The 13,488-nt window shown below is 66.1% G+C and carries 12 protein-coding genes; 9 read left to right on the top strand and 3 right to left on the bottom strand.

All coding sequences use genetic code 11. From position 1 onward, the window contains the following. Positions 1-2: 2 nt before the first annotated feature. Complete coding sequence (locus ACVXZ4_RS08075; RefSeq protein ID WP_461797713.1) at positions 3-1,142, top strand: alkaline phosphatase family protein; 1,140 nt, start codon at positions 3-5, stop codon at positions 1,140-1,142. A 165-nt stretch (positions 1,143-1,307) separates the two neighbouring features. Here the strand turns inward: ACVXZ4_RS08075 and sepH are convergent, their stop codons facing one another. After that, on the bottom strand, positions 1,308-2,387 hold the full coding sequence (sepH, locus tag ACVXZ4_RS08080; protein WP_461797714.1) for a septation protein SepH: 1,080 nt from the start codon (positions 2,385-2,387) through the stop codon (positions 1,308-1,310). Between the two features lie 201 nt (positions 2,388-2,588). On the opposite strand from sepH, the gene ACVXZ4_RS08085 reads away from it, so the two are divergent. Further along, positions 2,589-2,882 (top strand): DUF4193 domain-containing protein, encoded by a 294-nt coding sequence (locus ACVXZ4_RS08085; RefSeq protein WP_147782392.1) that lies wholly within the window; start codon positions 2,589-2,591, stop codon positions 2,880-2,882. A gap of 15 nt (positions 2,883-2,897) precedes the next feature. Here ACVXZ4_RS08085 and ACVXZ4_RS08090 read toward each other — a convergent pair whose 3' ends face one another. Continuing rightward, positions 2,898-3,377, bottom strand: a complete 480-nt coding sequence (locus tag ACVXZ4_RS08090) for a DUF3093 domain-containing protein (RefSeq protein WP_461797715.1) — start codon at positions 3,375-3,377, stop codon at positions 2,898-2,900. 64 nt (positions 3,378-3,441) lie between these two features. Between ACVXZ4_RS08090 and dut the strand changes: the two genes are divergently transcribed. From dut to ACVXZ4_RS08125, 7 genes are all read left to right on the top strand, one after another. Next, a complete protein-coding gene (gene dut / locus ACVXZ4_RS08095; RefSeq protein ID WP_461797716.1) occupies positions 3,442-3,954 on the top strand; it encodes a dUTP diphosphatase in 513 nt (170 codons plus the stop codon). A gap of 26 nt (positions 3,955-3,980) precedes the next feature. Then, on the top strand, positions 3,981-4,619 hold the full coding sequence (locus tag ACVXZ4_RS08100) for a DUF3710 domain-containing protein (protein WP_461797939.1): 639 nt from the start codon (positions 3,981-3,983) through the stop codon (positions 4,617-4,619). A 4-nt stretch (positions 4,620-4,623) separates the two neighbouring features. After that, positions 4,624-5,352, top strand: coding sequence for a DUF3159 domain-containing protein (locus tag ACVXZ4_RS08105; RefSeq protein WP_461797717.1), 729 nt, complete (start codon positions 4,624-4,626; stop codon positions 5,350-5,352). Between the two features lie 180 nt (positions 5,353-5,532). Then, entirely contained in the window at positions 5,533-8,343 is a 2,811-nt protein-coding gene (acnA, locus tag ACVXZ4_RS08110; protein WP_461797718.1) for an aconitate hydratase AcnA, read from the top strand. Positions 8,344-8,352: 9 nt separating this feature from the next. Beyond that, entirely contained in the window at positions 8,353-10,299 is a 1,947-nt protein-coding gene (gene dxs / locus ACVXZ4_RS08115) for a 1-deoxy-D-xylulose-5-phosphate synthase (protein WP_461797719.1), read from the top strand. A 56-nt stretch (positions 10,300-10,355) separates the two neighbouring features. Beyond that, positions 10,356-10,739 (top strand): MerR family transcriptional regulator, encoded by a 384-nt coding sequence (locus ACVXZ4_RS08120; RefSeq protein WP_461797720.1) that lies wholly within the window; start codon positions 10,356-10,358, stop codon positions 10,737-10,739. Further along, positions 10,736-11,713: an aldo/keto reductase gene (locus tag ACVXZ4_RS08125; protein WP_461797721.1), complete on the top strand. Its 978-nt coding sequence runs from the start codon at positions 10,736-10,738 to the stop codon at positions 11,711-11,713. The genes ACVXZ4_RS08120 and ACVXZ4_RS08125 overlap by 4 nt, the downstream gene beginning before the upstream one ends. On the opposite strand, the gene ACVXZ4_RS08130 is transcribed toward ACVXZ4_RS08125, so the two are convergent. Continuing rightward, positions 11,710-13,401, bottom strand: a complete 1,692-nt coding sequence (locus ACVXZ4_RS08130) for an APC family permease (protein WP_461797722.1) — start codon at positions 13,399-13,401, stop codon at positions 11,710-11,712. The two genes, ACVXZ4_RS08125 and ACVXZ4_RS08130, sit on opposite strands and share 4 nt — an antisense overlap. Between the last annotated feature and the right edge of the window lie 87 nt (positions 13,402-13,488).

Below are 13,488 nucleotides of genomic sequence, written 5' to 3' on the forward strand. Positions count from 1 at the left end.
CCATGTTACCGGCCACTAAAACACACCGGTTCAGCCTTGCCGATGTCGTGCCAAGTTCGCTTCTCGCGATCGGGCACGAGGCCAACCGGTTGTCATTGCCGCCGGTGCAGAAGGCGATCGTGCTGCTGGTAGACGGTCTCGGGGCATCCGCGCTCACTGCCCGCGCCGGGCACGCCCGTACTCTCGCGCCGCTGCTGTCTGCGGGCTCCACGATCGGCGCGCGATTCCCCTCCACCACCGCCTCTGCGCTCGCCACACTGACGACGGGCGAGACGCCGGGCATCCACGGGCTCGTGGGCTACAGCGTGCTCGACGGGGCCAACGACCGAGTCGTCAACCAGTTGAGCGGCTGGGATGCGCGCCTCGATCCGGCGACCTGGCAGCGGGCGCCCACCCTGTTCGAGACGGCGCGGGATGCCGGCATCCCGAGTTTCGCCATCGGGACCGAGCGTTACCGTTCCTCCGGCTTCACCAAGGCGGTGCTTCGTGGGGCGGAATACCGCGGCGGCGCGACGATGTCGGACCGCTTCGACGAGGCGCGTCGCGTGCTCGACGAGATCGACCGCGGGCTGATCTACCTGTACGTGCCGGAACTCGACCAGGCGGGCCACTCCGCCGGTTGGCAGTCCCCGCTGTGGACAGCCGCCCTCGAAGAACTCGACCGGTCCGTGCGGGCGTTCGCGCCGACCCTCGGCCGGGGCGAGGGGATGCTGCTGACCGCCGACCACGGTGTGCTCGATGTTCCCCCGAGCGGCCAGGTGCTCTTCGACTCGGAGTCCCGCCTCATCGACGGCATCCGCTTCGTGGCGGGGGAGCCGCGCGCGCTTCAGCTGCATTTCGAGCCCGATGCGACCGAGTCGCACAGGGCGGCTGTGCTCGCGGCGTGGCGAGAGATCGAAGGTTCGCGGTCGTGGGTCGTTTCGCGTGCCGAGGCGATCGAGTCCGGTTGGTTCGGGCCGATCGTCGACCCGGAGGTCGTGCCGCGCATCGGTGACATCATCGTGGCGGCACGCAAGGGCATCGCCTATTACGACTCGAGAGTCACCGGAAACAACGGCAGGAACATGGTGGGCCAGCACGGGTCGTGGTCGGCAGACGAGCTTTCGATCCCGTTGCTCAGATTCGGTGCCTTCGCACGCTGACACATTCTGGTGGTCGAGTAGCGAGCGTGTCGAGACCTCCAGAGGTCTCGACACGGGCGCGGGGCGCCCTACTCGACCAGCAGGGTCTGGTGGTCGAGTAGCGAGCGCAGCGAGCGTGCCGAGACCTTCAGGGGTCTCGATCCCGGCACGGGCGCCCTACTCGACCTACAGGTCGTCGTCCGAGCGGGCGCCGAAGACGATCTCGTCCCAGCTGGGCATGGAGGCGCGGCCCTTGCGCGACGACGCGCGCGGTTGGAACACGTTCGGCTGGGGAGCGGTATTGCCAGGCCGGTCGTCGTTGTCGTCACCAAAGACGTCGAGTGGCACGTCGACGAGACGGATGGTGCCGGTGGACGGATGCGCGGACTTGGAGTCCATCGATTCGTCACCGAAGCCAGCCGACTCCCGTTCGCCGCGCCGGCGACGCAACGCCTCCAGCAGGTCTGCTGTCTGGTTGGACTCGGTCTCGTCGGCGGCGGGCGCACGGTTGATCGCGGCATCCGATACCGCTGCGGGCGCGTCGTCGAGGCGCCCGTAGGGCACGGCCTCGAGGCGAGAGCGGGCGGCCTGGCCGGGCTCCTGCTGAGCGAGCTCCTCGATGGTGAAGGCGCCGCTGTCGAACCGTGACTGGTCGGGCTGGCGCTCTTCGTCTCCGACGGCACGCAGGCGGGGCACGAGGGCGCCGGAGGCGTCGCCCTGCTGCGAGAGGGTGATGGCCTCGTTGTTGAGGGGCGAGAGAGCCGCCTTCTTGGGGTCGAACCGCCAGCGCGCATCGCGCTCGATCTGCTCGGCGCTGAAGGCGAGCTTCACAACCCAGCCACCGCCGACCTCTTTCCAACTCGCCCAACGCTCGTCGATTGCCCCGAGGTCGTAGAGACGTTCACGGATGACAGTGCCGAAGGTGGAGCCCCCGCCGAGCGGGTCGGTCTCCATGGCGGTGTGCACGGGCACGCCGAGCGCCGAGTTCACGACGAATTCGCGTTCGGCGAGCACCGGCCCCTCGAACTTCTGGATGTAGTCCAGTGGAACACCCGTGATCGAGGCGACATCCTGTGCCGACATCCCGGACCGGATGTGAGCCTGGATCTCGCGCGGCGCGAGCTTGCGCCCCGATCCCGGATCGGGGATCGCCTGCCGCAGTTTCGACTGCAGGACTTCGTCGATGGCGATGCGGTACTTGGTACCTTCGTCGGATGCGACGAGGAGTGCGCCGTTCTCCACTCCGATGACTCTCAGGTCTTGCATAACTGAACGCCTCTCGCGGTCACTGATGTGTCCTAGAGTCGCACGCCACGCCCCCATATCCCGGGAATATCGCGGGCGTGCCGCAAGTTGCACAGAAGTCGGATTCACGGTCATTTGTCAGTGGTTTGCTATTCGCAAACTATTGATGCAAACTATGGCCGCCGATTGAGACCAATCGATATTTTCAAGAACTGGATGGGCATGGCAACCGACTACGACGCACCTCGTAAGACCGACGACGACTCCGAGTCGATCGAGGCTCTTAAAGAGCGCGTCCCGGACAAGATGTCCGGTGTCGTCGACGTCGATGACGCCGACAACCCCGGAGGCTTCGAGCTCCCCGGAGCCGACCTCTCAGACCTCGACCTCGACGTCGTGGTACTGCCTCCGCAGGCCGATGAATTCACCTGCGTCAACTGCTTCCTCGTGAAGCACCGCTCGCAGCTGGATCACGAGGAGAAGCTGGGTCCGATCTGCCAGGAGTGCGCGGCCTGATCCCCGATTGACGCATCAGGGCGTGCGCGCTGTCGCGAGGGCGGCCACGAGTGCGTCGGGAGTGCGGGTCGACACGATCCAGTACGGGGTCGGGTCGGTCTCGTCCGCGATTTCGATCTTCACGACCGGCGATACCCAGCCACGGATGAGGAGCCAGGCGCGCGAATCCAGCAGGCGGCCGCGCTGCAGGGTGGCTTCCTCGCCGCGGTACGGCGTCACAGTGCCGATGAGCCCCACCGGCACCCTCGCACGGCCCGCGACCAGCTCACCGGGTGAAACCACGATCACCGGCGAGGTCGCCACGAGGATGAGCACGATCGCCGCGTAGAGAACGATGGCGACGATCACCCCGGCGAAGAGGTTGATGGGCAGGAACACGAGCAGGCTGGCCGGGATCACGAGAGCCGTCGCGACAAACACCCAGGGCGAGGGCCAGATCCGCTCGCGGTAGAGGGTCGCGGGCGTCGTGGAGCCGTCTGGGGAGTTCACCGTCATAGCCCTATTCGATCAGACTTTCCCGTGCTCCGACCGCGCCTGAGTTCTGCACTACCCTCGTGACGTGGCTCAAAGCGTTGAAGTACTGATCGTCTCCGACACGGTGCCGGCCTACTCGCATCCGGGAGACGCCGGAGCCGACCTCGTGGCCGCGGCCGCAGTCGAACTCGCGCCCGGAGCGCGAGCGACCCTTCCGACGGGCGTGTCGATCGCTCTTCCGGACGGATACGTCGCGTTCGTCGTTCCCCGCAGCGGACTTGCCGCCAGGCACGGCATCACCATCGTGAACAGCCCGGGCACCGTGGATGCCGGCTATCGCGGCGAGATCAGCGTCACCCTCCTGAATACGGACAGCTCTGTGCCGTATTCTGTCGCGGTCGGCGATCGCATCGCCCAGCTGGTGATCATGCCGGTGACGAAGGCACGATTCATCCCCGTCACGACTCTGCCGGGCAGTCAGCGTGGCGAATCGGGATTCGGATCGACCGGCTATCGGGCAGGCGACCCGACCCCCTCCCGCGCCGATGAAACCCACGACGTCCCATTGAATGACGACCACCAAGGAGAGCTCCTGTGAGCGACACCACTTCGCCGTCCGGCGAAATCGAGCCCAACGACGGCACCGACGCGAGCCCCACGGACGAGCAGCTGAAGTCGGCCCCGGCGGATCGGGAGACCGAAGGCCCCCTTGACGAGTCGGAAGCGAACCCCGTCCGCCCTTATGTAGACCTCGGGGGAGTCAAGATCCTTCCCCGTGAGGGGCTCCAGCTCCGTCTCGAGGTGGAGGAGGGCAGCCAGCGCGTCGTCGCGGTGGGACTGGACTACGCCGGTTCGACACTGCAGGTGCAGCCCTTCGCGGCGCCCCGCACGTCGGGACTCTGGCATGAGATCCGCGACCAGATCGCCGACCAGATCGCGAAGCAGGGTGGCACGACCCGCCTCTCCATCGGCCCCTTCGGGCCAGAGCTGCTCGCCGAGATCCCCGCCACCACCCCCGGCCAGCCCGACTCCACCCGCCTTGCACGCTTCATCGGTGTCGACGGCCCGCGCTGGTTCCTCCGCGGGGTGATCGCCGGGGACGGCGCAGTGGACCAGGAGGCCGCCTCGAAGATCGAGGAGCTCTTCCGCAGCGTCGTCGTCGTTCGCGGCAAGACCCCGATGCCGCCCCGCGACCTCATCCCGCTTCACATGCCGAAGACGGCGGCTCCGACCGACGACGTAACTTCCACGCCGGGCCTCTGAGCCGATGGCGGAAGAGAACCTCGACCCGCAGCCGCCCGAGCCGGGATTCCGGGAGGCGTTCGCGGACGCGATGCGCAAGACCGGTCTCGGGCAGGTCGCCCCCGGTGAGGTTCCGACCGCCGGTTCGCTGCTCGCTGCCGTCGGAGGGGCGCGCGGCCTTGTCGAGTCGATCCTGCCGGGACTCGCGTTCCTCGTCATCTACAGCCTCACAACGAGCCTCGTGCTCTCCGTGCTCGCGCCGGTCGCCCTCGCCGTGATCTTCGTGGTGGTGCGACTGGTCACCCGTACGCCGCTGACCCAGGCCTTCGCGGGGATCGTCGGCATCGCGATCTCGGCGGTTCTCGCGCTGGTGACCGGCCGGGCGGAGAACAACTTCGTGCCGGGCATCCTGATCAACATCGGGAGCCTCGTCGTGCTGCTGGTGAGCATCGCGGTGCGCTGGCCGCTGATCGGTGTAGTGGTCGGGTTCCTCACCAATGAAGGAACGGCGTGGAAGAGGGATCGGGCTAAGCGCCGGGTGCTCTTCCTCGCAACCTGGCTGTGGGCGGCGCTGTTCGCACTCCGGCTCGCAGTCGAGGTTCCGCTCTACTTCGCGAAAGAGACCGAGTGGCTCGCCGGAACGAAGCTCCTGCTCGGGGTCCCGCTCTATGCGGCGATGCTGTGGGTGACCTGGCTGCTCGTGCGGGCCGTGTACGGGCGACTTTCTGCAGAACGCTCCGACACTCCGGACTGAGGCGGGAGGTCGGATCGGCCGCGTGCTAAAGTATCTTGACGTCGAGATACTTTTCCTGCCACTCCGGCCTGCGGATACTTAGGCTTACCTTGCTGGCACGGTCGCCGGTCGAGGATCAGGATGGCACCGGACGTCTCGCAAGAGATCACCGCTCGTTCAGCTCAGCAAGGGAGTCGCGCAATGTCGCAGGTCAACAGCTTCGGTTCGAAGGACACCCTGACGGTCGGCTCCACCGACTACGAGATCTTCCGGGTGGATCGGGTGCCTGGCTATGAGAAGCTGCCGTACAGCCTCAAGGTGCTGCTCGAGAACCTCCTCCGCACCGAGGACGGCGCGAACGTCACGAAGTCGCAGATCGAGGCCCTCGGCTCCTGGGTGCCCACGGCCGAGCCCGACACCGAGATCCAGTTCACCCCGGCCCGCGTGATCATGCAGGACTTCACCGGCGTGCCCTGCATCGTCGACCTCGCCACCATGCGCGAAGCTGTCTCCGCCCTCAGCGGCGACCCCAAGAAGATCAACCCGCTCGCTCCGGCCGAGCTCGTGATCGACCACTCTGTGATCGCCGACCTCTTCGGCTCGGAGAACGCTCTCGAGCGCAACGTCGAGATCGAGTACGAGCGCAACGGAGAGCGTTACCAGTTCCTGCGCTGGGGCCAGACTGCATTCGACGACTTCAAGGTCGTGCCCCCGGGCACCGGAATCGTGCACCAGGTCAACATCGAGTACCTGGCCCGCGTCACCATGACCCGCACGGTTGGCGGGGTTCTGCAGGCCTACCCCGACACCTGCGTCGGCACCGACTCGCACACCACGATGGTCAACGGCCTCGGCGTGCTCGGCTGGGGCGTCGGTGGCATCGAGGCCGAGGCGGCCATGCTCGGCCAGCCCGTCTCCATGCTCATCCCCAAGGTCGTCGGCTTCAAGCTGAGCGGCACCATCCCCACCGGCGTCACCGCGACGGATGTCGTGCTCACGATCACCGAGCAGTTGCGCAAGCACGGCGTGGTCGGCAAGTTCGTGGAGTTCTACGGGGCCGGCGTCGCCGCCGTGCCGCTCGCCAATCGCGCCACCATCGGCAACATGAGCCCCGAGTTCGGATCGACCGCGGCGATGTTCCCGATCGACGACGTGACCCTCGACTACCTCCGCCTCACCGGTCGCTCCGACGAGCAGGTGGCCCTCGTCGAGGCCTACGCCAAGCTCCAGACCCTCTGGCACGATGCCGCCTCCGAGCCCGTCTTCAGCGAGTACCTCGAGCTCGACCTCTCTACCGTCGTGCCGTCGATCGCCGGTCCGAAGCGCCCGCAGGACCGCGTCATCCTGTCCTCGGCCAAGGAGCAGTTCGCCAAGGACCTGACGAGCTATGCGGATGTCGAGCACGACCTGGTCGACCTCGAGATTTCTGAGTCATTCCCCGCCTCCGACCCGCCGAGCAATCAGCCGGGGGACCACCTCAGCACTCATCACCACACCCACGTCAGCCACGCCCCGTCGTCGGTGTCGCGCCCGACGGATGTCCACACGAAGGACGGCCTGAGCTACACGCTCGACCACGGGGCCGTCGCCGTCGCCGCGATCACCTCGTGCACGAACACCTCGAACCCCTCGGTTATGCTCGCGGCCGGTCTGCTCGCGCGCAACGCCGTCAAGAAGGGCCTCACCTCCAAGCCGTGGGTCAAGACGACCCTCGCGCCCGGCTCCAAGGTGGTCACCGACTACTACGCCAAGGCGGGACTCACCGACGACCTCGAGGCCCTCGGGTTCTACACCGTCGGCTACGGCTGCACCGTCTGCATCGGAAACACCGGACCGCTAATCGACGAGGTCACCGACGCGATCAACAAGAACGACCTCGCGGTCACCGCGGTGCTCTCGGGCAACCGCAACTTCGAAGGCCGCATCAGCCCCGACGTGAAGATGAATTACCTCGCGAGCCCGCCGCTCGTGATCGCCTACGCCCTCGCCGGGTCGATGAACTTCGACTTCGAGACCGACTCGCTCGGCACCGGGAGCGACGGCACCGAGGTCTACCTCAAGGACATCTGGCCGGATGCGGCGGAGGTGCAGTCCACGATCGACTCGTCGATCGACACCGCGATGTTCACCAAGGAGTACGGCGAGGTGTTCGACGGCGACGAGCGCTGGCGCTCGCTTCCGACCCCGGACAGCGAGGTCTTCGAGTGGGACAGCGAATCCACCTACGTGCGTAAACCCCCGTACTTCGATGGCATGACGCTCGAGACCACCCCGGTCAGCGATATCACCGGAGCACGTGTCCTCGCCAAACTCGGGGATTCGGTCACGACCGACCACATCAGCCCGGCCGGCAACATCAAGGCCGACAGTCCGGCGGGGCAGTATCTCGCCGACCACGGCGTCGACCGCAAGGACTTCAATTCCTACGGTTCGCGCCGCGGTAATCACGAGGTCATGATCCGCGGGACTTTCGCGAACATCCGCCTGCGAAACCAGCTGCTGGATAACGTGGAGGGCGGATTCACCCGCGACTTCACCCAGGCGGATGCCCCGCAGTCGTTCATCTACGACGCGAGCCAGAACTACCAGGCCGCAGGCACGCCGCTCGTGATCTTCGGGGGCAAGGAGTACGGCTCCGGCTCGTCGCGCGACTGGGCGGCGAAGGGCACGAGCCTTCTCGGCGTGAAGGCCGTCATCGTGGAGAGCTTCGAGCGCATCCACCGCTCCAACCTGATCGGTATGGGCGTCGTTCCCCTGCAGTTCCCGGCCGGTGAGAGCTGGGCCAGCCTCGGCCTCGACGGCACCGAGGTCGTGAGCATCACGGGTCTCGAGGAGCTGAATGAGGGGACGACGCCGAAGACTGTGCACGTCATTGCGGCTCCCACCGAGCACTCCGCTGACGGCAAGGGGACCGTCGAATTCGACGCGGTCGTACGTATCGACACGCCCGGCGAGGCGGACTACTACCGCAACGGCGGCATCCTCCAGTACGTTCTGAGATCGCTGGTTTAGGCTGCAGTCATGAGCCTTCTGCAGAGCATTTACGGGCCTCGAGACCTGGACCGGCTCTCGCAGGAGCAGCTCGTGGCGCTGGCGGCCGAGATCCGCGAATTCCTGGTTCGGGAGGTCTCCAAGACGGGTGGCCATCTCGGACCGAACCTCGGCGTCGTCGAGTTGACGCTCGCCGTTCATCGTGTCTTCGATTCACCGCACGACGCGATCGTGTTCGACACGGGGCACCAGTCCTATGTGCACAAGCTGCTCACCGGGCGGCAGGACTTCAGCCGCCTGCGTGAGCGAGGGGGACTCGCAGGCTATCCGCAGCGGTCGGAGTCCGAACACGACATCGTCGAGTCGTCCCATGCGTCGAGTTCGTTGAGCTGGGCGGACGGCATCTCGCGCGCCTTCCAGATGACCGGGCAGAAGGATCGCCACGTTGTTGCGATCGTCGGCGACGGCGCGCTCACCGGGGGCATGACCTGGGAAGCGCTCAACAACATCAGCGACGATAATTCGCGCAATCTGGTGATCGTGGTGAACGACAACGGTCGTTCCTATGCGCCGACCATCGGCGGGATGGCCCGCTTCCTCAACGATGTGCGTACCCGTCGCTCCTACCGGAGCCTGTACGCCTCGAGCCGCCGGTTCTTCGACCTCTTCGGTGCACCGGGTCGCGCGCTGTACCGAGGAATCCGTGGAGGAACCCACGGCTTCCTCAGCCGCTTCTCCAACAACGAGGCGCTCTACTCGAACCTCGACATCAAGTACATCGGTCCGATCCACGGCCACGATCTCCACGCCATGGAAGAGGCTCTCACCCAGGCGAAGAACTACGGCGCGCCGGTGATCGTGCATGCGATTACGCAGAAGGGCAAGGGCTTCGAACCCGCCGTGCTGGATGCCGCAGACCAGTTCCACGCCGTCGGCCACATCGACCCGGAGACGGGTGAGCCCATCGGCGCCCCCGACAAGCAGTCCTGGACCTCGGTCTTCGCCGAGGAGCTCGTGGTGCTCGCCGACAGCAATCCCACCATCGTCGGCATTACCGCCGCGATGCTGCGACCGACCGGTCTCCAGCCGCTTGCCGCCAAGTATCCGGAACGAGTGTTCGACGTCGGAATCGCCGAGCAGCACGCGGTGACCTCGGCTGCGGGCCTCGCCTTCGGCGGCCTGCATCCGGTGGTCGCACTGTACGCGACCTTCATCAACCGCGCCTTCGACCAGGTGCTGATGGATGTCGCGCTGCACAAGGCCGGCGTGACCTTCGTGCTCGACCGTGCGGGAGTCACCGGACCCGACGGCCCGAGTCACCACGGTATCTGGGACTTGGCGATCCTGCAGGTGGTGCCTCACATCCGCCTCAGCGCGCCCCGCGACGCCACCCGGCTGCGGGAGGAACTGGGGGAGGCTGTCGCAGTGACGGATGCCCCGACCGTTGTGCGGTTCTCCAAGGGAAGCGTCGGCGCCGAGATCGATGCCGTGCGCCGCCTCGCCGACGGCGTGGAAGTCCTGAGCGAAGCCGCCCACAAGGATGTACTCATCGTCACCGTTGGCCCGATGGCGGAGATCGGCCTCCAGGTGGCCGAGCGCCTCGCCGATCAGGGCATCGGCGCAACGGTCATCGACCCACGGTGGGTCGTGCCGGTGCCGCGCAGCGTGATCGACCTTGCGGCCGATCACCGTCTGGTCGTGACCATCGAGGATGGCATCCGTGTCGGTGGAATCGGCACACGGATCCGCCAGGAGCTCCGAGCCGCCGGAGTCGACACCGCGCTCACCGAGCTCGGCCTGCCCGACGAGTTCCTCGAGCATGGTTCCCGTGCCGAGATACTGGAAGAGGCCGGGCTCACCCCGCAGCACATCGCGCGCGACGTGGTGGAACAGGTTCTCGGCAGCAAGATCCCGGTCGCACGGCCGCTCCCCGACGACGCCCACGAGCAACGGTCCCTCGGTTCGGACCGCTCCTGAACGTGGGCCGATAGTCGGTTTGACTGAGAGTGCACTCTAAGTTCTAGCCTTGGTCTATGACGTTGACCGCCCCCACCTATTCGATCTCCGAGGTCGCCGGACTTACCGGGCTCTCGACCCATGCCCTGCGCTATTACGAACGTGCCGGACTGATGATCGAACCGGTCGACCGGGCGAGCTCGACCCATCGTCGGTACTCGGAGTCGGCCGTCCGCTGGGTCGGCTTCCTCACCAAGCTCCGCTCGACCGGGCTGCCGATCGCCCGGCTGCGCCAATACGTCGACCTCGCACGAGCGGGCGAGTCGACCATCCCCGACCGGCTGGAGCTGCTGCTCCTGCACCGGATCTCCGTCTCGGCACAACTCGCCGTGATGACCGAAAGCCTGGCCGCCATCGACTTCAAGATCGCGACCTACCAGGGAAGGACCCCCACGGAATGAAACACATCACCCTCGGCACCAATGCTCTCGAAGTATCCCGGATCGGCCTCGGCTGCATGGGCATGTCGGCCTTCTACAGCGGAGCGGGCCAGGACGACACCGGGGCGATCGCCACGATCCATCGCGCGATGGACCTCGGGGTCACTTTCTTCGACACGGCGGAGATCTACGGCCCGTATACGAACGAATCCCTTCTCGGTCGTGCCTTCGCCGGCCGCCGCGACGAAGTGGTCATCGCGACCAAGTTCGGCACTATCCTGCATCGTGGCGACGGCACCCGTGGCCTCGACGGGAGTGCGGAGAACATTCGACTGTCGATTGAAGGTTCGCTCCAGCGCCTCGGCACCGACTACATCGACCTCTACTACCAGCACCGCATGGATCCGGGCACCCCTGTCGAAGAGACTGTCGGCGCCCTTTCGGAGCTCATCGCCGAGGGCAAGATCCGGGGCTATGGCCTCTCCGAGGCGGCTCCCGAGACCATCCGTCGTGCGCATGCGGTGCACCCGGTCACCGCGCTCCAGACCGAGTACTCGCTCTGGTCGCGGGATGTCGAGGCGGAGATCCTGCCGGTGGTGCGCGAGTTGGGCATCGGTTTCGTGCCATACTCGCCTCTCGGCCGCGGGTTCCTCACCGGCACCATCCGCTCGCTCGACCAGCTCGAGCAGACCGATTTCCGAAACACGGATCCCCGCTTTGCCGGCGACAACCTCGAGGCGAACATCCGCATCGTCGAACAGGTGGATGTCGTCGCAGCAGAACTCGGGGCGAAGCCCGGCCAGGTCGCTCTCGCCTGGTTGCTCGCTCAAGGCGATGACATCGCGCCGATCCCCGGCACGAAGCGGATCCCGTACCTCGAGGAGAACGTCGCGGCGGATGCCCTGGAGCTGTCGGCAGATCAGCTGGCGGTCCTCGACGCGGTCGCGACCCCCGTCGGAGACCGCTACGCGGACATGAGCCCGCTCAATCGTTAGGCGGTCGCGACGGACCCGGTAGGCGCGCCGGAGATCTCCTCGTCGACCAGGTCGCGGGCGACGGCCTCCTTCACGAGGTCGGTGCTCGCGACCGTGCTGACGGCGAAATAGTAGATCACCACGCTGAAGGCCGCGACGATGAGGGCATCGAAGTCCTCGGGCATCACGTGGAGCGGTGCGGTTCCGAAGTTGCCGAGCCAGCCGAGCACGATCAGGCCGACGAGCCAGGGCCAGATCCAGATCGCAGATTTCCAGCGGGCACGGGCGATATCGATGCTCTTCGCCTTGACGAGGGCGGCGATGACGAAGATCACCTGGCCGAGCAGCACCGCCACGGACAGCTTCCAGGTGGCCTCGAATCCGCCCCAGTAGATGATCAGGTTGGCGAAAGCGAATCCCACAGGCAGCAGCACTTTCGGTGCGGGGAGGCGATACGGATGTTCTCGGCCGATGTCCGATTTCATGAGGGCGCCGAGCGAGATCGGGCCGAACGCGTACATTATGGCTGTGGCACCGGTGATGAGCCCCACGAGTTGTTGCCAGCTGGGGGCAGGGGCGAAGAAGATGATGCCGAAGAAGCTGGCCAGCAGGATCGACCAGACCGGCACTCCCCGCTTGGAGACCCGCGTGAGCTGCTGCGGGAGTCCGAGAGCGTAAGAGATGCGCGCAGTGGTTCCGATGTAGATGAGCCCGGTGCCTCCGGGGGAGACGACCGCGTCGATGATGAGGATGATGGCGAGCCATCCGACCCCCGCGCCGATGGCAAGAGTGTAGTACGGCCCATACGCGCCGACGTTCGCGCCGAGAGGCTTCGCCCACCCTCCCTCGGCGAGCAGTTTCGGGTTCAATGCGGCAACGAACGCGATCTCGAGCAGGATGTAGAGGATCGCACCGATCACCATCGCCACGATGATCGCGCGCGAGACGTCCTTCTTCGGATTCCTCGCCTCTCCGGCCATCTGAGAGGCCTGTTCGAAACCCTGTAGAGCGAAGACGACGCCCGCCGGGAGCGCGGCGAAGATGCCGTGGAAGCCGTAGGGTGCGAATCCGCCGTTCGCCGTGAAGTTCTGCGGGTGGAAGCTCACCGACAGCAGGATGACTACGGTGAGAACCGGGACAAGGAATTTCCAGATGACGATGCCCGTGTTGCTGTCCGACAGCCAACGAGCTCCCATGAGATTGATGAAGGCGAAAAGCACGATTGCGAGGATGCCGATGACGATCCCACGGCCGGTCAACGTGCCATCCGCGTTGTTGACCAGGCTGAAATTGTGCCCGACGGCCGGAAGCGAGTTGATGTAGTCGAGGCTGGCCTCCACCTCCAGGGGTGCGATCGCGACGGCCTGGAGGTAGGTGACCCACCCCGCAGTGAATCCGGCGAAGCCACCGAACGCGTAGTGCGGATATCGTGCCGTACCTCCGGCCACCGGGTAGGCCGCCCCGAGGTCGGCGTGGATGAGGGCGAGCACCATCAGCATCACCGCGGCGAGAACCCAGGAGATGAGGGATGCCCCACCGGCGACCGATGCGGCGGTGAGGGCGCCGAGCAACCATCCCGAGCCGATGATCGAGCCGAGGGAGACGAACATCAGCCCCCAGAACCCGACCGAGCGCTTGAGCCGAAGGGGATGTCCGGCTGCCTCGGCGGCCGCCCGGGCGAGATCTGCCTGCTGGGTGATTCGAGACATGACTACCCCTTCGATCGGGCGACGTGATGATGAAGATCGAAGCTACTCCCGTCGAATCCGCCGCGGCGGATTCTGAAACACGATGTT

This window comes from Lacisediminihabitans sp. FW035 (assembly GCF_054880895.1).

What these genes read in the sequence shown, in the direction of transcription:
- ACVXZ4_RS08075 (WP_461797713.1), top strand. Translation starts at nt 3, where the DNA reads ATGTTACCGGCCACTAAAACACACCGGTTCAGCCTTGCCGATGTCGTG.
- sepH (WP_461797714.1), bottom strand. Translation starts at nt 2,387, where the DNA reads ATGCAAGACCTGAGAGTCATCGGAGTGGAGAACGGCGCACTCCTCGTC.
- ACVXZ4_RS08085 (WP_147782392.1), top strand. Translation starts at nt 2,589, where the DNA reads ATGGCAACCGACTACGACGCACCTCGTAAGACCGACGACGACTCCGAG.
- ACVXZ4_RS08090 (WP_461797715.1), bottom strand. Translation starts at nt 3,377, where the DNA reads ATGACGGTGAACTCCCCAGACGGCTCCACGACGCCCGCGACCCTCTAC.
- ACVXZ4_RS08105 (WP_461797717.1), top strand. Translation starts at nt 4,624, where the DNA reads ATGGCGGAAGAGAACCTCGACCCGCAGCCGCCCGAGCCGGGATTCCGG.
- acnA (WP_461797718.1), top strand. Translation starts at nt 5,533, where the DNA reads ATGTCGCAGGTCAACAGCTTCGGTTCGAAGGACACCCTGACGGTCGGC.
- dxs (WP_461797719.1), top strand. Translation starts at nt 8,353, where the DNA reads ATGAGCCTTCTGCAGAGCATTTACGGGCCTCGAGACCTGGACCGGCTC.
- ACVXZ4_RS08120 (WP_461797720.1), top strand. Translation starts at nt 10,356, where the DNA reads ATGACGTTGACCGCCCCCACCTATTCGATCTCCGAGGTCGCCGGACTT.
- ACVXZ4_RS08125 (WP_461797721.1), top strand. Translation starts at nt 10,736, where the DNA reads ATGAAACACATCACCCTCGGCACCAATGCTCTCGAAGTATCCCGGATC.
- ACVXZ4_RS08130 (WP_461797722.1), bottom strand. Translation starts at nt 13,401, where the DNA reads ATGTCTCGAATCACCCAGCAGGCAGATCTCGCCCGGGCGGCCGCCGAG.